This window comes from Enterobacter cloacae complex sp. SHL022 (assembly GCF_049237785.1).
GTDB lineage: Bacteria > Pseudomonadota > Gammaproteobacteria > Enterobacterales > Enterobacteriaceae > Enterobacter > Enterobacter hormaechei_C.
In genome coordinates this window covers 258,023-279,239 of the sequence record NZ_JBMKJH010000004.1, presented here as the reverse complement: position 1 = coordinate 279,239, position 21,217 = coordinate 258,023, and the positions used below count along the sequence as shown (strand labels likewise).

The window sequence follows — 21,217 nt, the reverse complement described above, 5'->3', positions numbered from 1 at the left end:
CACCACGGTATACAGGAATACATCATGCAGTTTGACTGGAGCGCCATCTGGCCTGCCATTCCACTCTTGCTTGAAGGCGCTAAAATGACCCTGTGGATTTCGGTCCTCGGTCTGGTTGGCGGGTTGATTATCGGTCTTGTCGCCGGTTTCGCCCGCACCTATGGTGGCTGGATTGCAAATCACATCGCACTGGTTTTCATCGAAGTGATCCGCGGCACACCCATTGTGGTGCAGGTCATGTTCATCTACTTCGCCCTGCCGATGGCCTTCACCGACCTGCGCATCGACCCGTTCAGCGCCGCCGTTGTCACCATCATGATCAACTCCGGCGCCTACATTGCGGAAATTACCCGCGGTGCGGTGCTGTCGATTCATAAAGGGTTCAGTGAAGCTGGCCTGGCGTTAGGTCTTTCCCGTCGCGAAACCATCCGTCACGTGATCCTGCCGCTGGCGCTGCGCCGCATGCTGCCGCCGCTGGGTAACCAGTGGATCATCAGCATCAAAGACACCTCGCTGTTTATTGTTATCGGCGTGGCAGAGCTGACCCGTCAGGGCCAGGAGATCATCGCGGGTAACTTCCGCGCCCTGGAAATCTGGAGTGCGGTCGCCGTTGTCTACCTGATTATCACGCTTGTCCTGAGCTTTGTTCTGCGTCGTCTTGAAAGAAGGATGAAAATCCTGTGATTGAATTTAAAAACGTTTCCAAGCACTTTGGCCCAACCCAGGTGTTGCACAATATCGATTTGAACATCAGGCAGGGCGAAGTGGTGGTGATCATCGGGCCGTCCGGTTCCGGTAAATCCACCCTGCTGCGCTGCATTAACAAGCTTGAGGAGATCACCAGCGGCGATTTGATCGTCGATGGTCTGAAGGTTAACGATCCGAAAGTGGACGAGCGCCTGATCCGCCAGGAAGCGGGCATGGTGTTCCAGCAGTTCTACCTGTTCCCGCACCTCACGGCGCTGGAAAACGTGATGTTTGGTCCTCTGCGCGTGCGCGGGGCCAGCAAAGCGGCAGCGGAAGCGCTGGCAAAAGATCTGCTGGCGAAGGTTGGTCTGGCGGAGCGTGCCCACCACTATCCTTCCGAGCTGTCCGGCGGCCAGCAGCAGCGCGTGGCCATTGCCCGTGCGCTGGCGGTGAAGCCAAAGATGATGCTGTTCGATGAGCCAACGTCGGCACTCGACCCGGAGCTGCGTCACGAAGTGCTGAAAGTTATGCAGGATCTGGCGGAAGAAGGCATGACGATGGTCATCGTTACCCACGAAATCGGCTTTGCCGAAAAAGTGGCGTCCCGTCTGATCTTCATTGATAAGGGCCGCATCGCGGAAGACGGTAATCCGCAGACGCTGATTGCGAACCCACCAAGCCAGCGCCTTCAGGAGTTCCTGCAACACGTCTCCTGATAACCACACACAGAGCCGGGCATGCCCGGCTTTTTTATGCCGGATTGTTCCCAAAAACTCCCCTCCGCTCCGCGCGCTCTATACTTATCATTTTGCACGATATTTTTGTCGGAGGACGCCGTGCCGTGGATCCTGTTGCTACTGTTTAGCCTGTTTAGCGCGCCATCACTTGCTGTAACCCTTCCCGGCGTCACCACCGGAGCCACCGCCACCCAGCAAAATGCGCCGCCAGAGCCAGACGCTGAAAAGAAAAAAGCCGCTTACGGCGCGCTTGCCGACGTGCTTGAGAACGACACGTCCCGGCAGGAGCTGATCGATCAGCTGAGGAAGGTGGCCGCCACGCCGCCTCAGGATCCGGTTCCAGCTGTTGCGCCGCCGGAAGCCGAAGAAGAAAAAACGGTGCTGGAAAACGTCACCGACATCAGTCGCCGCTACGGGGAAGCCCTGTCGTCGCGTTTTGCCCAGCTCTATCGCAACCTGGTTGGCACCTCACATAAGCCTTTTAATCCTCACACCTTTTCCGCCGCCGCCACCCAGTTTGCTATTCTGGCTGGCGCCGTCTTCATTTTTTACTGGCTGTTGCGCCTGTCTGTCTGGCCGCTTTACCGGAAAATGGGACAGTGGGGACGCAAAAAGAATCAGCATAAAAGCAGCTGGCTGCATCTTCCGGCAATGATTACCGGGGCGTTTGTCATCGATTTGCTGCTGCTGGCCCTGACGCTGTTTGTCGGTCAGCTGCTGGCTGACCGCCTTAATACTGGAAACAAAACCATCGCGTTTCAGCAGGGACTGTTCCTCAATGCGTTTGCCCTGATTGAGTTCTTTAAAGCCCTCCTGCGGTTGATCTTCTGCCCGCGCGTGCCGGACCTTCGCCCCTTCGCCATTTCGGATCAGAGCGCCAAATACTGGGCGGTGCGGCTTAGCGTGCTGAGCGGGTTGATCGGTTATGGCTTGTTGGTTGCCGTGCCGATTATTTCCAACCAGGTTAACGTGCAGTTCGGGGCGCTGGCGAACGTGCTGATCATGCTGTGCATTACCGTCTGGGCGCTGTACCTCATCTTCCACAATAAAAAAGCGATCACCGACAGCCTGCTGCACCTGGCCGATCGCTCCCTCTCCTTTTTCAGCCTCTTTATTCGCGCCTTTGCGCTGGTGTGGCACTGGCTGGCCAGCGCCTATTTTATTGTGCTCTGTTTCTTCTCCCTGTTCGACCCGGGCAATAGCCTGAAATTTATGATGGGGGCGACGTTCAAAAGCCTGGCGATTATCGGCATCGCGGCCTTTGTCTCTGGCCTGCTTTCCCGCTGGCTGTCGAAAACGATCACCCTGTCGCCGCAGGTTCAGCGTAACTACCCGGAACTGCAAAAGCGGGTGAATGGCTGGATGACCGTATCCCTGAAGGTGGCGCGTATTCTGACGGTCTGCGTGGCAATTATGCTGCTGCTGAACGCGTGGGGGCTGTTTGATTTCTGGAACTGGCTGCATAACGGCGCGGGGGAAAAGACCGTTGATATTCTTATTCGTATCGCGCTGATCCTGTTTTTCTCCGCCGTCGGCTGGACGCTGCTGGCAAGCCTTATCGAAAACCGTCTGGTGTCGGATGTCCACGGCAGGCCGCTACCGAGCGCCCGCGCCCGCACGCTGCTAACCCTGTGCCGCAACGCGCTGGCGGTGATCATCAGTACCATCACCATCATGATTGTGCTGTCGGAAATCGGCGTGAATATCGCCCCGCTGCTGGCGGGTGCCGGTGCGCTGGGGCTGGCGATCTCCTTCGGTTCTCAGACGCTGGTGAAGGATATTATCACCGGCATTTTTATCCAGTTTGAGAACGGGATGAATACCGGGGATCTGGTGACCATCGGTCCGCTCACCGGCACGGTCGAGAGGATGTCCATTCGCTCCGTCGGCGTGCGTCAGGATACCGGCGCGTACCACATTATTCCGTGGTCATCGATCACCACCTTTGCCAACTTTGTGCGCGGCATTGGTTCGGTGGTGGCGAATTATGATGTCGATCGTCACGAAGATGCAGATAAGGCGAAGCAGGCGCTGCGGGATGCGGTGAACGAACTGATGGAGATGGAGGATATTCGCGGGCTGGTGATTGGTGAACCATCGTTCGCGGGCATCGTCGGGCTGACGAACACTGCCTTTACCCTGCGCGTGTCGTTCACCACCCAGCCGCTGAAGCAGTGGACGGTGCGCTTCGCCCTCGACAGCATGGTGAAAAAACACTTCGATCTGGCGAACGTGAGAGCGCCGGTGCAGACGTATCAGGTATTGTCGCCGCCCGCTTCGCCGCTCCCTCCGCAGGAGCCGACGCTGTAAACGAGCCGGGTGGCGGCTTCGCCTTACCCGGCCCGAGAAACGATTATTTGCGGCGTTTATTATCGTCCATAAAGGACCAGGCAATAAAGCGGCTCTGCTTCTGGCCCTGCGCCATCTCTTTTTTAACCACTTTCACCGCGCCGACGTCGGTCAGCGCGCGGTAAAGCGGCGGCAGGTTATCGCCACGGGAGACCAGCGTGGTAAACCATTTCACCTGACGACCGAAGCCCTTACTCTCGGTAATCATGCGCAGAATAAATGCCACTTCCCCGCCCTCGCACCACAGCTCCTGCTGCTGGCCGCCAAAGTTCAGCGCGCCATCTTCAGCCTGGCCCAGGTTACGCCGCTTGCGTTCACTTCCCGCACGAGCGGAGGCGGCGGAGTCGTGGAATGGCGGGTTGCACAGGGTGGCATCATATTGTTCGTTCTTATGAATAATGCCGTTGAAAATAGCAGCGGCATCCTTCTGACGACGCAGACGAACGGCCCGGCTTAACCCCGGGTTAGCGTTGATAATGGCCTGCGCGCTGGCGAAGGCCTCGGCACCGATCTCGCTACCGGTAAACCGCCACTGATATTCATGTGCGCCTATCAGGGGGTAGATCAGGTTCGCGCCCGTACCGATATCAAGCACGGTGGCCTGTTTTGGCACCACGCCGCCATTGTCATCCGCCAGCAGATCGGCAAGATGATGGACGTAATCCGCACGTCCTGGCACCGGTGGGCAGAGAAAGCCATCCGGGATGTCCCAGTGCGTAACGCCATAAAAATGGGCCAGCAGCGCTTTGTTCAGCGTCTTAACCGCCAGCGGATCGGCAAAGTTTACCGACGGTTCACCGGCTGGTGTCTGAACAATAAAATCCTGCAATTCGGGGCAGCTCAGGCACAGGGCTTTCATGTCGTAGCGGCTACGGTGGCGGTTACGCGGGTGCAATCCCCGCTTTTGGGAAGTCATGGCATTCTCCTTTAAACAGCCGCGTAAGATACCCTGTGACGGCGCGGGGGTAAATATCTGTCTGAGTCGCACAAAAAAACGACAAAAATCATCGACCTGTATGTCTATGATCTGTCAACAAATTGTCAGAATTTATCGTTCAAAAAATAAGCAGATCATCATCAAATTTTTGCGCTAAATCACACGCGTCAGGCTTCTAAACTTAAGAGGAATCACCTGTTGTTTCCCCTGAGGATGTGATTATGAAAAAATATCTGACCTTTATTATTGCGGGTGCGCTGGCAGGCGCATCTTTCTCAGCCTGGTCCGTTCAACCTCTGACCGACAGCAACGACACCAGCCAGCTACGTGCGGCGGGGACGGTCTCTGTCAGCCGGGCAAGCAACCTTGATGACCTTCAGGACAAGCTGGCCGAAAAAGCGCGTCAGGAAGGGGCTAAAGGCTTCGTGGTGAACGCTGCCGGTGGCGATAACCATATGTACGGCACCGCGACCATCTATAAATAATCGATTTCCTTCCCACACTGCATCTGCCAGGCAGATGCAGTTCTCATTCCCTTCCTTCGCCTTGACTGTGCGTTTTTTAACCCCATATTAAGATGAATGGCTTAAACAGATCAGGAGAACATGATGGCTTCCGGCTGGGCGAATGACGACGCCGTTAACGAACAGATCAACAGTACTATTGAAGATGCGGTCGCGCGTGCTCGCGGTGAAATTCCACGCGGCGAAAGTTTGACGGAATGCGAAGAGTGCGGAGATCCGATTCCTGAGGCACGGCGTAAAGCCATTCCTGGCGTACGGCTATGTATTGCCTGTCAGCAGGAGAAAGATTCGAAAAATTCGATACATTCAGGATATAATCGCAGAGGATCGAAAGACAGCCAGTTACGTTGACTTTCCTTTACCGAAGTTAACCGCGCCAGCCGTTTACTTTACGCTCACGACTTTTAGCGAAACGCGTAGCAAATCGTGCCCTTCCGATGGCTTCTGTAAAGCGCATCCACAAGAAGTGTCAATTCCGCTTCTGAATTTATTAATAATCAATAAGTTATTTGTCATTCAATTTTTTTGATCAACCACGTCAATTCTCTTCGATTTTATCTTCCGCTAAAAACCGTGATACTTATCACATCGACGGAACATCGTCCCTTTAACAGAATAACCTGCGAGAATTGACCTATGAAAACCATCAAATATGCTGTTGCCGCTGTTGCCCTGTCCGCTCTCTCTTTCGGCGCTTTCGCCGTAGAGCCAGTCTCCTCTACGCAGGCACAGGATCTGAACAAAATCGGGGTGGTGAGTGCTGAAGGCGCGACCACGCTGGACGGTCTGGAAGCTAAACTGGCGGAAAAAGCAGCCGCTGCCGGCGCAAGTGGATACACCATCACGTCCACTAACGGTAATAACAAACTGAGCGGTACTGCGGTTATCTACAAGTAATCGAACGAATTATGCTCCACCCTCACCATACCCTCTGGTGAGATGCTCCAACCCTCATTGACCCTGTTGTTGTTACCCTTGTTTGCCCGTCCGCCACTGGACGGGCTTTTTTTTGCTTAAAACGACTGTGCCACGCGCTGCAATCCGGCTTCCACGGATGCCACTTCCCCTGCCGCCAGCAGGCAGCAGGCCATTTGCAGCTTGATCGACTGAGGAACCGGCACCTTTCCGGCCAGACACTGTACGATCCAGTGCGCGGTGACCTGCGGATCTTTTGACTCGGGCAAGATCACATCGCAGTTCTCTTCCCCACGTTCCAGTACGACCCGCGTCCCGGCAGGCTCAATCAGCATCAGCTGTGGACAACGCTGCGGGTTGGCATAAACCTCCCCTTCCGTCCCGTGCATCAGCAGCGCCCGCCCGCCGATTTCGGCAAAAAATTGTCCGACCCGCGTCACGTACTCCGGATGGGAGACGCTGGAAAGACGTAGCGCGGCGTCTTCGGCAAACGGCGTCGCCAGCTTCGCCAGGGTGTGGGCGCTGTTACGTACTCCCATTCGCCATCGCATGTCCAGCTGCTTTTCCAGCGGCGGGCAGAGCGCGCGCACGGGAATATAGACCGGCTGGTTCCCCTCCAGTTTGGCCCGCGCCTGGCCAGCATGGAGAGTAGGTTCGATGCCTAATAATTCCAGAATGGTTTCTGTCAGCACGCGCGTTGGATCTTCGCTCACGCCATGCACCACCACCGGGAAACCGAGTTTCTGCAACAGAATAGCCAGCAGCGGCGTGAGGTTTGCCTGCTTACGCGCGCCATTGTAGGTCGGGATCACTATCGGCATCGGCTTCGTGACGGGCGGGGTTAAACGCATCGTCTGCGACTGCATGGCCTCATAAAAACCCCGCATCTCCGCCTCACCTTCCCCTTTGATGCGCAGCGCAATCAGAATGCCGCCCATTTCCAGCTCCGGCACGTCGCCATTCAGCATATGCGTGTACAACGCACGGGCCGTTTCCTGGTCCAGATCGCGAGCATGGTTTTTCCCACGCCCTACCTCTTTGATAATTTTGCGGTAATCCACGACATTTCTCCTGACAGCATCATCTTGTTAACAATATAGCCCGATGGACACGCACCCGATAGTGTTTTGTGATCATTATCAACCTGCTGTTTTCAGATAAAAAAATAAACTCAAGCATTATTTGCAATATTTGTGATTGGGACAAAAGATTCGTCTCTGTCCTTTTTTTGATTAAATAAACATCGAAAAGTCATTAAAGGTCAACGGTGAAACGTCCAGGCAACGTTTTTGCCAGAAACACATCGGGATTTACTATGAACAAGGTTGCATTAGGGTTGTTTATCGCCGCAACGGTGGGATGTTCTGCATCTGCATTTGCGGCAACCAACGGTGAAGGGCAGATTAATTTCACCGGAGAAATTATCGATTCTGCTTGCCAGGTCGTGAATGGATTAAGTAATCCATTAGATGTTCAGTTGGGAAAAGTATCTAAAACGGTATTTACCGGCGCAGGCTCTACCAGCACATTAACGAAGTTTGATATTAAGTTAACCAATTGTCCGGAAACCGTAACCTCGGCAGCGATTAACTTCGGTGGTACCCCGGATGCGGATAATAATGCCGCGCTGGCGTTAACGCCCGATACCGATGCGGCTACCGGTGTGGCTATTCAGCTGGTTGACACGTCCGGGCAGCCTGTCAGCCTGTATACCCCTTCGAAGCAATATCCTTTAGCCTCCGGCACGGCGGTTAACGATCTGGAGTTCGGTGCGCGTTATATTCAAACCCAGGCGGCAGTCACCGCGGGCCCTGCTAACTCTGTATCAACCTTCACCGTTATTTATAACTGATCTTATCAATCCTGAGATATTAATGCTTTTGCGAGCATTAATATCTCATCTTTTTATTGAGAAATCTTTATGCGCCACGGTTATTTACTGAGCATTCTTTTACTGGTAGCAGCCTCGGCACAGGCGGGGGTCGTGATTAATGGCACCCGGCTGGTCTATCAGGGAGATAAAAAGGAATCATCTCTCGGTCTTTCAAACCCGGATACCACGGATTATCTGGTGCAGTCCTGGGTCGATTCTGGCGGTAAAAACCAGGCCAAAGCCCCGTTCCTGATCACCCCGCCGCTTTTTCGACTGGATGCGAAAGAGGATAACGTCCTGCGCGTAGTCCGTACGGGAGGAAATTTACCGGAAGACAGGGAATCTCTGTACTGGCTGAATATTAAAGCGATCCCGTCCTCGAAGCATGTCGAAGGGGTAAATACGCTGCAAATTGCCATTAATACCCGCATTAAATTGCTCTATCGCCCGTCAGCGGTAAAAGGCAGACCAGAAGATGTGGCCGATAAACTTGAATGGCATCGCGAAGGGAATGATTTAGTGGTGAATAATCCCACACCTTTCTTTATGAATTTTCAGACCGTCACCCTGAATGGACAGAAAGTCAAAAAAGCCACCTGGGCTGTGCCGAAAACTGAAACGCATTTTGCTTTACCTGGCAACGTCGGAGGTTCTACCGTCGCGTATTCCATTATTACCGATTACGGCAGCATCAGTCAGACATGGTCTAAACCCGTTCATTAATCGTATTACCCGGTAATAAAATCATCATGTACAGCCATAAAAAGCCGTTCACCTGCCGATTTTCGTCATTGCTGATGGCTATTTGTTGCCTGGCAATGGCGATCTTTGCGCAGCAGGTTTTGGCTGATGATTATTTTAACCCTGCCCTGCTGGACATTGATAACCCGCAGCAGGGAAAGACCGATCTGTCTGTCTATGAAAAAGGTCCCGGCCAGGCACCAGGTAAATATCAGGTCGCGATCTTTATCAATAACAATAAAATTGATACCCGCGACGTGACCTTCAACTTAGTTAAAGATCCACAGGGCACCAGCACGCTCCAGCCTTGTTTTACACTGGACGAATTAAAGAGCCTCGGGATCAAAACGCAAAAATATCCGCAGCTGAGGGCAGAAGGTCAGTGCGCCGATCTACACGCCATCCCTTCGGCATCCGCGACCTTTCGCGTGCGCAATCAGCAGCTGCTGCTGAGCATTCCGCAAAAGGCGCTCGGTCAGGTTCCTCGCGGTTACATCGACCCGAAAGAGTTTGACGAAGGGATCAACGCGGGCCTGCTTAATTACAGCGTCAACGCCAGCCAGAGCCATGCGCGCCAGCAGGGTGAAGAGAATAGCAGCAGCCAGTACGTTAACCTGCGTCCCGGCTTCAACATCGGGGCATGGCGCGTTCGTAACTACTCCACCTGGAATCGCAGCACCACGGGTCATGAGGAGGAACAGAAATTCACCTCCGTTTATACCTATGCGCAACGCGATATTGTGGCGATGAAAAGTGACGTGACGGTGGGCCAAAGCACCTCACCTTCCGACGTTTTTGACAGCGTCCCCTATACCGGCGTGGAGCTAAAATCCGACAGCGACATGCTGCCGGACAGCGAGAAAGGCTATGCCCCTATTATTCGCGGCAGCGCCCACAGCAACGCGCTGGTGATGGTCCGCCAGAACGGGTACGTAATTTATCAGAATACGGTCGCGCCGGGTGCGTTCGAGATTAACGACCTCTACCCCACCGGCAGCAGCGGCGACCTCCGGGTCACGGTGAAAGAAACAGACGGCAGCGAAAGCCACTTCGTGGTGCCGTTTGCCTCCGTGCCGGTATTGCAGCGTGAAAAAAACCTGCGCTACAGCGTAACCGCCGGGCGTTATCGCTCTTATGACAAAGACGTTGAAAAGACCCCGTTTGCCCAGGGAAGCGCCATCTACGGTTTACCCTTCGGCTTCACGGTCTACGGCGGCGTGCAGCAGAGTAACCATTATCAGTCACAGGCGATTGGCGCCGGGAAAAACATGGGCGATCTGGGGGCGTTCTCCATTGACGTAACCCGCGCCAGAGCTCTGTTGAAAAAACAGCAGTCCAGCAAGGGCCAGTCATGGCGCATCCGTTACAGCAAAGATTTCGCCGGTTCGGGCACCAACTTTACCCTTGCGGGCTATCGCTATAACAGCAAAGGGTTTTACACCCTGGACGACACCATGGAGTCATATACCCGCTCCGACAACTGGTCTGCACCGCAGCAGCGCCGCGCCCGAACCGAAGCCACCATCGACCAGACGCTGCCGGAAGGCTGGGGATCCGTCACCCTGAGCATGGTGAAAGAGACGTACTGGAGTCAGAGCCAGAACATGACCTCGATGAGCGTCAGCTACAACAATAGCTGGCACGGGGTGAGCTACAGCCTCAGCTACAGCATGAACAAAAACACCCAGGACAGCGATGAAGACGGTAACGAGGTGACAAACGACAACCAGTTCTCGCTGAGCGTCTCGGTGCCGCTGGACCGCTGGATGCATAACACCTGGGCCACCTACAACCTGAACAACACCAAAGACGGCACGACGCAGAACATCGGCCTGAACGGCACGGCGCTGAAAGAGGACAACCTGAACTGGAACATCCAGGAAGGGCTGAGCAGCATCGGCAGCGGTAACTCCACCAGCATCAACGCCGATTACAAAGCGACATATGGCGAAGTGAGCGCAGGCGTCAGTCAGGATAAGTATCAGCAGACCCTGAACGTCGGTTTGCAGGGCGGCGTGGTTGCCCATGCGAACGGAATAACCCTGAGCCAGCCGCTCGGTGACACCATCGCGCTGGTGAAAGCGCCGGGCACGCACGGAACCCATATCACGAACCAGACGGGCGTCGAGACCGACTTCCGCGGCTACACCGTCGTGCCGTTTGTTACCGCGTATCGCCGCAACACCATCGCGCTGGATACCGAAACGCTACCGGACAACGCCGACGTCACCCACGCGGCGCAGATCGTGACGCCAACCCGCGGGGCCGTGGTGCGCGCCAGCTTTAACACCCGCGTGGGTAACCGCGTACTGATGACGCTTACGCAAAAGGGTAAACCGCTGCCCTTCGGCGCAACGGTCACCACCGAGGATAAGGACAGCGAATTTATTGTCGGGAATGACGGCCAGACCTACCTCTCTGGTCTGCCGCAGCAAGGGCATCTCTACGTTTCCTGGGGACAGGGGGCGAACGAGCACTGCGTCGCTGACTATGCGCTAACGGATGAGAAAGAGAAAACCAGCATCATTAACGCTGCCGCGCCGTGTCACTGATCCACCGTTCAGGCTAACGATTATGCAAATGATTAAACAGTGCTTTTTCTTACTGGTTCTGGGAACCGCCGCGTTATTTATGCCGCATGCGAAGGCGACCTGTACCACGCCGGATCTGCCCAAAATGATTAACATGGCCTCCATTTCTGTCCCGACGACGCTGGCGGTTGGTGCAACCATTCCGGGTACAGAGCAGAGCGTTCATGTTGCCGGGCACTGCGATCAGAGTATCGACAGCGGACTGGAAATTGTCTCGTGTTACTACGGTACCGGAGCGGAAATTCCGGGGCTGAAGGGAGTATACGAATCCGGCGTACCGGGTGTCGGGGTCGCATTGATGAACGATCAGGGTCAGCGAATCAGCGGAGCAGGCGGAGTACAGTGCGATTCACGCGGAACGCCTGTTGGCTATGTTTCTGGCGATGGCACACAGTCGTTTAACTTTGACGTCACGCTTGAACTGGTCAAAACAAGCGACGCCGTGACCTCCGGCACGCTGGTGCAGTCTCAGACCGAATTTGGCATTGGCGTTTTCGGTCACGAAGGGATCGGCAGCCCTAACCATATTGCGTATGCAGGTAACGTCATTTTGCATCAGGTCACCTGCTCTGTTTCGCCAAAAAATCTCACCGTTAATTTGGGTGATTTTCCCGTCAGTGATTTTATGAGCGTGGGTTTTTTATCCAGCCCCGCTCAAACGTTTAATATCACCGTTAACTGTGACACAACCGTTCAGCCTGAGCTAAAAATCACCAGTGCTAACGGCTACGAGACGGCATTCGAGGGGGTGATCAAACTGACGAAGCAGACAGGCATGGCAACGGGCGTCGGGGTGAGAATGCTGTTTGATGACCGCATTGCGACCTTTGATACCTACGTCAACACTCAAAGCCAGGCCGTTGCCAATGAAACGCTGGAGATCCCCTTTCAGGTTCGCTACGAGCAGATCAACGATGTGGTGACGCCCGGCCCCGCCAACACCGTAGCAACCATCACTCTCGCCTATAAGTGACCAACATGAAAAAGACAATCGCGTTTCTGACGATGGGCTTACTGGCCCAGGCCCACGCAGACGATATTCAGATCCAGATGACGGGAAATATTTACGCCAATACCTGCATCATTGACAGCGCCAGCCGCAACCTGACGGTGGACTTAGGCCAGACGGTGTCGGGCAGTTTTAAAGACGTGGGGGATACCGGCGAGTGGAAAGACTTTTCCCTGTCAGTATCGCACTGTCCTGCCACGCTGGCGCTTGCCACGGCCTTTTTCTATGGCCAGGCAGACAGCGTGCATCCGACCAAATTTGCCAATATCGGCAGCGCAAAGGGGCTGGCGCTGGAGCTGGCAGACCGGCAGGACAAAATACTGATTGCCCCGCAGGCCGCCTTTAACGCCGCCATCAATCCGAGCGACCACACGGCAACCTTTCCCCTGTCCGCGCGCTACTACGCCACCTCAATGCCCGTCACTGCCGGGACGTTCAGCAGCGTGATTCAGGTGACATTCACTTACCAGTAGGACCGCGCCTCTTTGCACGGATGCTTTTTGTACGCCCGGCAGAGGGTTTTGCCGGGCGTTTTTTTACCTCCGGCACTTCTGGCTGCTCAATCGGGAAGATCGGCAGCGCATTCAGCAGCCGTTGGCCGTAGTTTTTGGTGAGCAGTCGTTTGTCATAAATCACCACCTCGCCCCAGCAGCCGTGGCTACGGATCAAGCGCCCGACCTGCTGAATAAGGTTAAACGACGCCGCAGGCAGGCTTTGCACTTCAAACGGATAACGGTTCAGGCTTTTCAGCCATTCGCCTTCGGTGATCACCACCGGGCTGTCGATGGGCGGGAAGGCAATTTTGTGGATATGCACCTGCGTCAGGTAGTCACCTTTCAAATCAAGCCCTTCCGCAAAGGACTGTAACCCCACCAGCACGCTGCGCTCGCCGTTATCAATGCGTTTACGGTGGGTTTCCACCAGCCGATAGCGCGGCTGATCGCCCTGCACCAGCAGGAGCAAGCGCAGATCGGTGACGTGCTCCAGGAAGCGTTGCATCGCGCGGCCGCTGGCAAACAGCACCAGCATACCGGGGTATTTTTTACTCTCAACCTGCTCGCGGAAGTAGGCCGCCATTTCCGCAATATGCTGCTCTTCGTTATCGATAAGCGGCTCATAGTTCATGCGCGGGATCACCAGCTTGCCCTGCTCACAGTGGTTGAACGGCGAGTCCAGGGCCACAAAACGGTCCCCCGCTTTCTCTTTCAGGCCGCTCATTTCCTGCAACCTTGAGAAGCTGTTCAGTGAACGCAGGGTCGCCGATGTCACTACCACGTGCGGCACGCTGCGCCAGATCAGCTTTTCCAGCTGATCGGCCACGCGGATGCCCACGCAGTGGAAGAAAAGATGTACCTGCCCGTCTCGCACTTCGCGGGTGGCCCACTTTGTCACCGGCGCGCCGGACGCCTGCGCCATTGAGGCCAGCCGCCAGAGTTTGCTCTGCGCCTCAAACATGCCCAGCGCGCGGTTCATTTGCAGCAGAATGCGGTGCAAGCGCACCACGTCATGGGTACCGGTTTTCTCGCTGAGATCATTTAAGAACATCTCCGCCAGCCCGCGCAGCTTTTCAAGGTGCTTCGCCAGCTGCTGACAAATTTCCATCACTTCCTGCGGCAACTCCCCCATCGCAAAGCGGTGTTCCGCCTCCTGGGTGGCGGGGAGATACAGGTTAAGAATGTTATTCAGCGAGGCGATGAGGCCGTACACCTCTTCACAGTGCTCGCTCAACCGCTCCGGAACCGCCAGCGGCGGCGTGGTTTTCGGGCGGAACTGCTCCATGCAAGTTGCCACCAGCTTACAGAACAGATCCAGTTGCAGGCGAAACCACGGGGCGGTAATTTCCGCGCTCATCTCCAGCGCATCCCGCGCCACGTCGGGCAGATGATGACCTTCATCGAGCACCAGCAGCAGGTTTTTGGGCTCCGGCAGGACCGCTTCACTCTCCAGTGCGGCCATCACCAGCGCATGGTTGGCGACAACCACCTCCGCTTCCTGAATCTCACGCCGGGCAACAAAGAAAGGGCATTCGCGGTAGTAGTGACAGTTGCGGTTCAGGCAGCTCGCTTTATCGGTGCTGAGCCTGCGCCACAGGTCGTCGCCGATCGCCTGGCTGGTGTGATCCCGCAGGCCGTCCCACCTGTAGCTGTCGAGATCGGCCTTCAGCTTTGCGCACTGCTCCTGCTCCGCCTTGTTGTTTGGCGTCAGCTCGTCATCAAGAAACGCGAGCAGATCCTGCTGGGCGGGTTCACTGCTGGCCAGCGCCGCCAGATTGCGCGGGCAGACGTAGCGCCCGCGACCAAAGGCGGCGGTGAAGCGTAAATCGGGGATAATTTTGCGCAGCAGCGGCAAATCTTTGCTGAAGATCTGATCCTGCAAGGCCACGTTGGCGGTGCTGACCACCAGCGTTTTGTCCTCCTCCCGCGCGATGGCGATGCCGGGAATGAGATACGACAGGGTTTTCCCGACGCCGGTCGGGGCTTCAATCGCCAGATGTCGCCCGTCGTCCCCGGCGAGCGTTTTTGCCACGTCGGCAATCATCTGCCGCTGCGGCGCTCGGGGGATAAAATCGGGGATCTGCTGCTGTAGCGCCTTATACCAGGCGCCTATTTGCGCTTTCAGCGCAGCGGTTAAAGCCATCGGTAAACCTGAAATACTGTATAAACAGCCACTATTGTGGCACTTTCTCTCCGCTGCCGCAAAAAGAAAAGCCCGGCTTTACGACCGGGCTTCCAGATTACTGCGGGTTAGCAGGTTTACGCGGGCGGCGTCGGCGCTGCCCCTCGCCTGCCGGTTTCCCTTCGCCGCTACGCCACGGGTTTTCACCGGCTGGTTTGCTGTCGTTATTACGACGCGGCGGTTTGCCCGAAGATTTCGGCGCGCCACCTTCTGAACGGCGCGGCTGCTGACCGCGACCACCGCCGCCCTGACCGCGCCCGCCACCCTGACGACCGTTCTGAATTGGCTCGGCTTTGATCGACGGGTCCACTTCATAGCCCGGGGTTTCAATGCGCGGGATCTCTTTCTTCAGCAGGCGTTCAATGTCGCGTAGAAGCTTGTGTTCATCCACGCAAACCAGAGAGAGCGCTTCCCCGGTTGCCGCCGCACGGCCGGTACGGCCGATACGGTGAACGTAATCTTCCGGCACGTTTGGCAGCTCGTAGTTCACCACGTGCGGCAGCTCTTCGATATCCAGACCGCGTGCGGCGATGTCGGTCGCCACCAGCACGCGAATGTCGCCAGATTTAAAGTTCGCCAGCGCGCGGGTACGCGCGCCCTGGCTCTTGTTGCCGTGGATCGCCGCGCTGCGGATGCCGTCTTTATTCAGCTGTTCCGCCAGGTGGTTGGCGCCGTGCTTGGTGCGGGTAAAGACCAGCACCTGCTGCCAGTTGCCCTGACCGATCATCTGAGAGAGCAGCTCCCGCTTGCGCTTCTTATCCACAAAGTGAACGTGCTGCGTCACCTGCTCAGAGGCGGTGTTGCGGCGCGCGACTTCCACTTCCAGCGGGTTATGCAGCAGCTTTTCCGCCAGCGCCTTGATCTCGTCGGAGAAGGTCGCGGAGAAGAGCAGGTTCTGACGACGCGTCGGCAGCTTCGCCAGCACGCGGCGAATGTCGTGGATGAAGCCCATGTCCAGCATACGGTCGGCTTCGTCCAGCACCAGGATTTCGATGTTATCGAGCTTCACCGCGTTCTGGTGTTCCAGATCTAGCAGACGCCCCGGTGTTGCCACCAGCACGTCCACGCCGCCGCGCAGCTTCATCATCTGCGGGTTAATGCTTACCCCGCCGAAAACTACCAGCGAACGAATGTTGAGGTAGCGGCTGTATTCACGCACGTTCTCGCCAATCTGGGCCGCCAGCTCGCGGGTTGGGGTGAGGATCAGCGCACGCACCGGACGACGGCCTTTGGCGTGCGGCTGGTTTTTTACCAACAGCTCCAGCAGCGGCAGGGTAAAGCCCGCGGTCTTACCGGTACCGGTCTGCGCGCTTGCCATCAGGTCACGGCCCTGCAAAACGGCCGGAATGGCCTGCTGCTGGATAGGGGTTGGCTCAACGTAGCCCTGCTCTGCGATGGCGCGCAGAATTTCCGGGTTCAGACCAAGGGAATCAAAAGACATAAAAACTCCGAACCGCCCCGACCATCACAGGTGTAGTTTTCAGGGAGATATAACGAATAGAAGGACAAAAACCACAATGTCGCGAAGGTGCGGAGTGTAGCAGCTTTTGTGACGTGGCGCATAAAATATCCCCGGCGATGACTCGACGTTTGCGCAAATCAGGCATAATCTTAATCAATCGATTGATTAATTTTTAATGCTGCTATGAATACAACCCCAACGACAACCAAAGGCGAACAGGCGAAAAGTCAGCTTATCGCCGCCGCGCTGGCGCAGTTTGGCGAGTATGGTCTGCATGCCACCACGCGGGATATCGCCGCTCAGGCCGGGCAGAATATTGCGGCCATCACCTACTATTTTGGCTCAAAAGAGGATTTATACCTCGCCTGCGCCCAGTGGATCGCGGATTTTATCGGCACCAGCTTTCGCCCGCACGTGGAAGAAGCCACCGCGCTGTTCAGCCAGCCAGAGCCTGACCGGGCTGCCATCCGCCAGCTGATCCTTAACGCCTGTCACAACATGATCCGCCTGCTGACGCACGACGATACGCTGAACCTGAGCAAATTTATCTCCCGCGAGCAGCTCTCCCCCACTGCCGCGTACCAGCTGGTGCACGATCAGGTGATCGCCCCGATGCACAGCCATCTGACCCGGCTGATCGCCGCCTATACCGGACGGGACGCCAGCGATACCGACACCATTTTGCATACCCACGCCCTGCTGGGCGAAGTGCTCGCCTTCCGTCTGGGGCGTGAGACCATCCTGTTACGTACGGGCTGGACACAATTCGATGAGGATAAAGCCGCGCAAATTAGCCAGGTCATTACCTGTCACGTTGATCTGATCCTGCAAGGCTTAACGCAAAGGAGCCAGAAGTCATGAAAAAACCTGTCGCCATCATTCTGGTGGTTGTTGTCTTGCTTGCCGCGGGAACAGGCGGCTGGCTGTGGTATCAGAGCCAGCAGGATCGTGGCCTGACGCTGTATGGCAACGTGGATATCCGCACCGTGAACATGAGCTTCCGCGTTGGCGGACGGCTTGCCTCGCTGAACGTTGACGAAGGCGATGCCATCAAAGCCGGGCAGACGCTGGGGATGCTGGACAAAGCCCCGTTTGAGAACGCGCTGATGCAGGCAAAAGCAGGCGTCTCCGTCGCACAGGCGCAATACGACCTGATGCTGGCGGGCTATCGCGACGAAGAGATCTCCCAGGCGGCCGCTGCCGTTAAGCAGGCAAAAGCCGCCTATGACTATGCGCAGAATTTTTATAACCGTCAGCAAGGCTTATGGAAAAGCCGTACTATTTCCGCCAACGACCTGGAAAATGCGCGCTCATCCCGCGACCAGGCACAGGCGACGCTGAAATCTGCCCAGGATAAGCTAAGCCAGTACCGCACCGGTAACCGTGCGCAGGACATTGCCCAGGCGAAGGCCAGCCTTGAGCAGGCGCAGGCGCAGTTAGCCCAGGCGGAGCTGGATCTGCACGACACCACGTTAATCGCCCCGTCTGACGGCACGCTGATGACCCGCGCCGTGGAGCCGGGCAGCATGCTCAGCGCGGGCAGCACCGTGTTAACGCTCTCCTTAACCCGTCCGGTGTGGGTGCGCGCTTACATTGATGAGCCGAATCTTGGCCAGATGCAGCCGGGCCGCGAACTGCTGCTCTATAGCGACGGTCGCCCGGACAAGCCTTATCACGGCAAAGTGGGCTTCGTCTCCCCTACCGCCGAGTTCACGCCAAAAACCGTTGAAACCCCGGACCTGCGTACCGACCTGGTGTATCGCCTGCGCATCATCGTCACCGATGCGGACGACGCGCTGCGTCAGGGCATGCCTGTTACCGTGACCTTAAACGACGGGGAACGACATGAATGACGCGGTTATCCAGCTCAACAATCTGGTCAAACGCTTCCCGGGAATGGCTAAACCGGCGGTCGCACCGCTGAATTGTACGATTCAGAAAGGCTATGTGACCGGGCTGGTGGGGCCGGACGGCGCGGGTAAAACCACGCTGATGCGGATGCTGGCGGGATTGCTGAAGCCGGATGAAGGCAGTGCCAGCGTGCTTGGACTCGATCCGATCAAAGACGACGCGGCGCTCCACGGCATACTCGGCTATATGCCGCAGAAGTTTGGTCTGTACGAAGACCTGACGGTGATGGAAAACCTCAACCTGTACGCCGACCTGCGCAGCGTCACCGGCGAAACCCGGGAGAAAACCTTCGAGCGCCTGCTGGCGTTCACCTCCCTCGGCCCGTTCACCGAACGGCTGGCGGGCAAACTTTCCGGCGGGATGAAGCAGAAGCTGGGGCTGGCCTGCACGCTGGTGGGCGAACCGAAGGTGCTGTTGCTGGATGAACCCGGCGTCGGCGTGGACCCGATTTCCCGCCGTGAACTGTGGCAGATGGTGCACGAGCTGGCGGGTGACGGCATGCTGATCCTCTGGAGTACCTCATACCTTGATGAAGCAGAACAGTGCCGCGACGTGCTGCTGATGAATGAAGGCGAACTGCTCTATCAGGGCGAACCCACCGAGCTGACGCAAACCATGGCCGGGCGAAGTTTTCTGCTGCACAGCGCGCAGGAATCCAACCGCACGCTGCTGCAACGGGTGCTGAAGCTGCCCCAGGTGAGCGACGGGATGATTCAGGGCCGTTCGGTGCGCGTGATCCTCAAAAAAGAGGCCACCGCCGACGATATCCGGCGTGCGCAGGGGATGCCTGAGATCGACATGACAGAGACCGCGCCGCGCTTTGAAGATGCGTTTATCGATCTGCTGGGCGGGGCGGGAACCTCAGAATCACCGCTTGGCGCCATTCTGCACACGGTGGAAGGTACGCCGGGCGAAACGGTCATAGAAGCGAAATCGCTCACCAAAAAATTCGGCGACTTCGCCGCCACCGATAACGTCAATTTTGCCGTGAAGCGCGGCGAGATATTTGGCCTGCTCGGGCCGAACGGCGCAGGGAAATCCACCACCTTTAAAATGATGTGCGGCCTGCTGGTACCAACCTCCGGCAAAGCGCTGGTGCTGAACATGGATCTCAAAGTCAGCTCCGGCAAGGCGCGCCAGCACCTGGGCTATATGGCGCAGAAGTTTTCGCTCTACGGCAACCTGACGGTGGAGCAAAATCTGCGATTTTTCTCCGGCGTCTACGGCCTGCGGGGACGGGCACAGAATGAGAAGATCGGCCGCATGTGCGACGCCTTCGGCCTGACCGATATCGTCTCACACGCTACCGACGCTCTGCCGCTTGGCTTCAAACAGCGGCTGGCGCTGGCCTGCTCGTTGATGCACGAGCCGGATATCCTGTTTCTTGATGAACCTACGTCAGGCGTGGACCCCCTCACCCGCCGTGAATTCTGGTTGCATATCAATAGCATGGTGGAAAAAGGCGTGACCGTGATGGTCACCACCCACTTTATGGACGAGGCGGAGTATTGCGACCGTATCGGGCTGGTCTATCGCGGCAAGCTGATTGCCCACGGCACGCCGGATGACCTGAAAGCGCAGGCCGCCGACGACGCGCAGCCAGACCCGACCATGGAGCAGGCGTTTATCACCCTCATTCACGACTGGGATAAGGAGAATACTCATGCGCAGTAACGCCCTCTCCTGGCGCCGGGTGCGCGCCCTGTGCGTTAAAGAGACGCGTCAGATCGTGCGCGACCCCAGCAGCTGGCTGATTGCGGTGGTGATCCCCCTGCTGCTGCTGTTTATCTTTGGCTACGGCATTAACCTGGACTCCAGCAAGCTGCGGGTCGGGATTTTACTCGAACAGCAGAGCGAAGAGGCGCTGGACTTTACCCACGCCATGACCGGTTCGCCCTACATTGACGCCACCATCAGCGACAATCGTCAGGAGCTGATCCAGAAGATGCAGGCCGGGAAGATTCGCGGTCTGATCGTCATTCCGGTGGATTTTGCCGCCAACATGGCGCGGGCGAATACCGATGCGCCGATCCAGGTCATCACTGACGGCAGCGAGCCAAACACCGCGAACTTCGTGCAGGGCTACGCGGAGGGGATCTGGCAGCTCTGGCAGATGCAGCGCGCCGAGGACCGGGGGGAAAAGTTTGAACCGCTGATTGACGTGCAGACACGCTACTGGTTTAACCCCGCCGCCATCAGCCAGCACTTTATTATTCCGGGCGCGGTAACGATTATTATGACGGTGATCGGCGCGATTCTGACCTCGCTGGTGATCGCCCGCGAATGGGAGCGCGGCACCATGGAGGCGCTGCTCTCGACCGAAGTGACGCGCGTCGAGCTGCTGCTCTGCAAGCTGATCCCCTACTACTTCCTCGGCATGCTGGCGATGCTGCTCTGCATGCTGGTGTCCGTCTTTATCCTCGGCGTGCCGTACCGCGGCTCGCTGGTGGTGCTGTTCTTTATCACAAGCCTGTTTTTACTCAGCACGCTGGGGATGGGGCTGCTCATCTCCACCATCACCCGCAACCAGTTTAACGCCGCGCAGGTGGCGCTGAACGCCGCTTTCCTGCCGTCAATAATGCTCTCAGGGTTTATCTTCCAGATAGACAGTATGCCTGCCGTCATCCGCGCCGTGACCTACATTATCCCGGCGCGCTACTTCGTGAGCACGCTGCAAAGCCTGTTCCTGGCGGGGAATATTCCGGTAGTGCTGATTATCAACACGCTGTTTTTAATGGCGTCGGCGGTGATGTTTATCGGGTTGACGTGGATGAAAACCAAACGGCGGTTAGATTAAGGAGCGCG

Annotated in this window: 19 protein-coding genes; 15 read left to right on the top strand and 4 right to left on the bottom strand. The window is 56.7% G+C overall.

Annotated elements, in window-relative coordinates:
* Nucleotides 1-24: 24 nt before the first annotated feature.
* The 3 genes from glnP (at nt 25) to ybiO (ending at nt 3,734) form a co-directional block, all read left to right on the top strand.
* Nucleotides 25-684 carry a glutamine ABC transporter permease GlnP gene (gene glnP / locus ACOTZD_RS10670; RefSeq protein ID WP_003858462.1) on the top strand — a complete coding sequence of 220 codons (660 nt, stop codon included), beginning with the start codon at nt 25-27 and terminating at the stop codon, nt 682-684.
* The gene (gene glnQ / locus ACOTZD_RS10665) at nt 681-1,403 is read left to right on the top strand and encodes a glutamine ABC transporter ATP-binding protein GlnQ (protein WP_003858465.1); all 723 of its coding nucleotides are present in this window, start codon (nt 681-683) and stop codon (nt 1,401-1,403) included. The genes glnP and glnQ overlap by 4 nt, the downstream gene beginning before the upstream one ends.
* A gap of 120 nt (nt 1,404-1,523) precedes the next feature.
* Complete coding sequence (gene ybiO / locus ACOTZD_RS10660) at nt 1,524-3,734, top strand: mechanosensitive channel protein (protein ID WP_049126559.1); 2,211 nt, start codon at nt 1,524-1,526, stop codon at nt 3,732-3,734.
* Nucleotides 3,735-3,777: 43 nt separating this feature from the next.
* Here ybiO and rlmF read toward each other — a convergent pair whose 3' ends face one another.
* Entirely contained in the window at nt 3,778-4,689 is a 912-nt protein-coding gene (rlmF, locus tag ACOTZD_RS10655) for a 23S rRNA (adenine(1618)-N(6))-methyltransferase RlmF (protein WP_174402017.1), read from the bottom strand.
* Between the two features lie 242 nt (nt 4,690-4,931).
* On the opposite strand from rlmF, the gene mcbA reads away from it, so the two are divergent.
* The 3 genes from mcbA to ybiJ all read left to right on the top strand — a co-directional run bounded on the left by mcbA (nt 4,932) and on the right by ybiJ (nt 6,131).
* Nucleotides 4,932-5,195 (top strand): DUF1471 family periplasmic protein McbA, encoded by a 264-nt coding sequence (gene mcbA, locus ACOTZD_RS10650; RefSeq protein ID WP_003858470.1) that lies wholly within the window; start codon nt 4,932-4,934, stop codon nt 5,193-5,195.
* A gap of 123 nt (nt 5,196-5,318) precedes the next feature.
* Nucleotides 5,319-5,585, top strand: a complete 267-nt coding sequence (locus tag ACOTZD_RS10645; protein WP_174402028.1) for a DksA/TraR family C4-type zinc finger protein — start codon at nt 5,319-5,321, stop codon at nt 5,583-5,585.
* Between the two features lie 285 nt (nt 5,586-5,870).
* A complete protein-coding gene (gene ybiJ / locus ACOTZD_RS10640; protein ID WP_003858474.1) occupies nt 5,871-6,131 on the top strand; it encodes a DUF1471 family protein YbiJ in 261 nt (86 codons plus the stop codon).
* 116 nt (nt 6,132-6,247) lie between these two features.
* Here ybiJ and ybiB read toward each other — a convergent pair whose 3' ends face one another.
* Nucleotides 6,248-7,210, bottom strand: a complete 963-nt coding sequence (ybiB, locus tag ACOTZD_RS10635; protein WP_174402016.1) for a DNA-binding protein YbiB — start codon at nt 7,208-7,210, stop codon at nt 6,248-6,250.
* A 254-nt stretch (nt 7,211-7,464) separates the two neighbouring features.
* Between ybiB and ACOTZD_RS10630 the strand changes: the two genes are divergently transcribed.
* The 5 genes from ACOTZD_RS10630 (at nt 7,465) to ACOTZD_RS10610 (ending at nt 12,836) form a co-directional block, all read left to right on the top strand.
* Nucleotides 7,465-8,001, top strand: a complete 537-nt coding sequence (locus ACOTZD_RS10630; protein WP_003858476.1) for a fimbrial protein — start codon at nt 7,465-7,467, stop codon at nt 7,999-8,001.
* Nucleotides 8,002-8,070: 69 nt separating this feature from the next.
* On the top strand, nt 8,071-8,745 hold the full coding sequence (locus ACOTZD_RS10625; RefSeq protein WP_023324355.1) for a fimbrial biogenesis chaperone: 675 nt from the start codon (nt 8,071-8,073) through the stop codon (nt 8,743-8,745).
* A gap of 26 nt (nt 8,746-8,771) precedes the next feature.
* Nucleotides 8,772-11,315 (top strand): fimbria/pilus outer membrane usher protein, encoded by a 2,544-nt coding sequence (locus ACOTZD_RS10620; RefSeq protein WP_421636274.1) that lies wholly within the window; start codon nt 8,772-8,774, stop codon nt 11,313-11,315.
* Nucleotides 11,316-11,337: 22 nt separating this feature from the next.
* Nucleotides 11,338-12,327: a fimbrial protein gene (locus ACOTZD_RS10615; RefSeq protein ID WP_003858481.1), complete on the top strand. Its 990-nt coding sequence runs from the start codon at nt 11,338-11,340 to the stop codon at nt 12,325-12,327.
* A 5-nt stretch (nt 12,328-12,332) separates the two neighbouring features.
* Complete coding sequence (locus tag ACOTZD_RS10610) at nt 12,333-12,836, top strand: fimbrial protein (protein WP_003858483.1); 504 nt, start codon at nt 12,333-12,335, stop codon at nt 12,834-12,836.
* Here the strand turns inward: ACOTZD_RS10610 and dinG are convergent.
* Nucleotides 12,823-15,000, bottom strand: coding sequence for an ATP-dependent DNA helicase DinG (gene dinG, locus ACOTZD_RS10605; protein WP_023315673.1), 2,178 nt, complete (start codon nt 14,998-15,000; stop codon nt 12,823-12,825). The genes ACOTZD_RS10610 and dinG overlap by 14 nt on opposite strands.
* Nucleotides 15,001-15,097: 97 nt before the next feature.
* Entirely contained in the window at nt 15,098-16,480 is a 1,383-nt protein-coding gene (gene rhlE, locus ACOTZD_RS10600) for an ATP-dependent RNA helicase RhlE (protein ID WP_174402014.1), read from the bottom strand.
* Nucleotides 16,481-16,684: 204 nt separating this feature from the next.
* Between rhlE and cecR the strand changes: the two genes are divergently transcribed.
* The 4 genes from cecR to ACOTZD_RS10580 are packed head-to-tail and all read left to right on the top strand — an operon-like array spanning nt 16,685 to nt 21,209.
* The gene (cecR, locus tag ACOTZD_RS10595; RefSeq protein ID WP_003858489.1) at nt 16,685-17,362 is read left to right on the top strand and encodes a transcriptional regulator CecR; all 678 of its coding nucleotides are present in this window, start codon (nt 16,685-16,687) and stop codon (nt 17,360-17,362) included.
* Nucleotides 17,359-18,354: a secretion protein HlyD gene (hlyD, locus tag ACOTZD_RS10590; protein WP_174402013.1), complete on the top strand. Its 996-nt coding sequence runs from the start codon at nt 17,359-17,361 to the stop codon at nt 18,352-18,354. Before cecR ends, hlyD begins: the two co-directional genes overlap by 4 nt.
* Entirely contained in the window at nt 18,347-20,086 is a 1,740-nt protein-coding gene (locus ACOTZD_RS10585) for an ATP-binding cassette domain-containing protein (protein ID WP_421636273.1), read from the top strand. Before hlyD ends, ACOTZD_RS10585 begins: the two co-directional genes overlap by 8 nt.
* The gene (locus tag ACOTZD_RS10580) at nt 20,076-21,209 is read left to right on the top strand and encodes an ABC transporter permease (protein ID WP_174402012.1); all 1,134 of its coding nucleotides are present in this window, start codon (nt 20,076-20,078) and stop codon (nt 21,207-21,209) included. The genes ACOTZD_RS10585 and ACOTZD_RS10580 overlap by 11 nt, the downstream gene beginning before the upstream one ends.
* Nucleotides 21,210-21,217 lie beyond the last annotated feature (8 nt).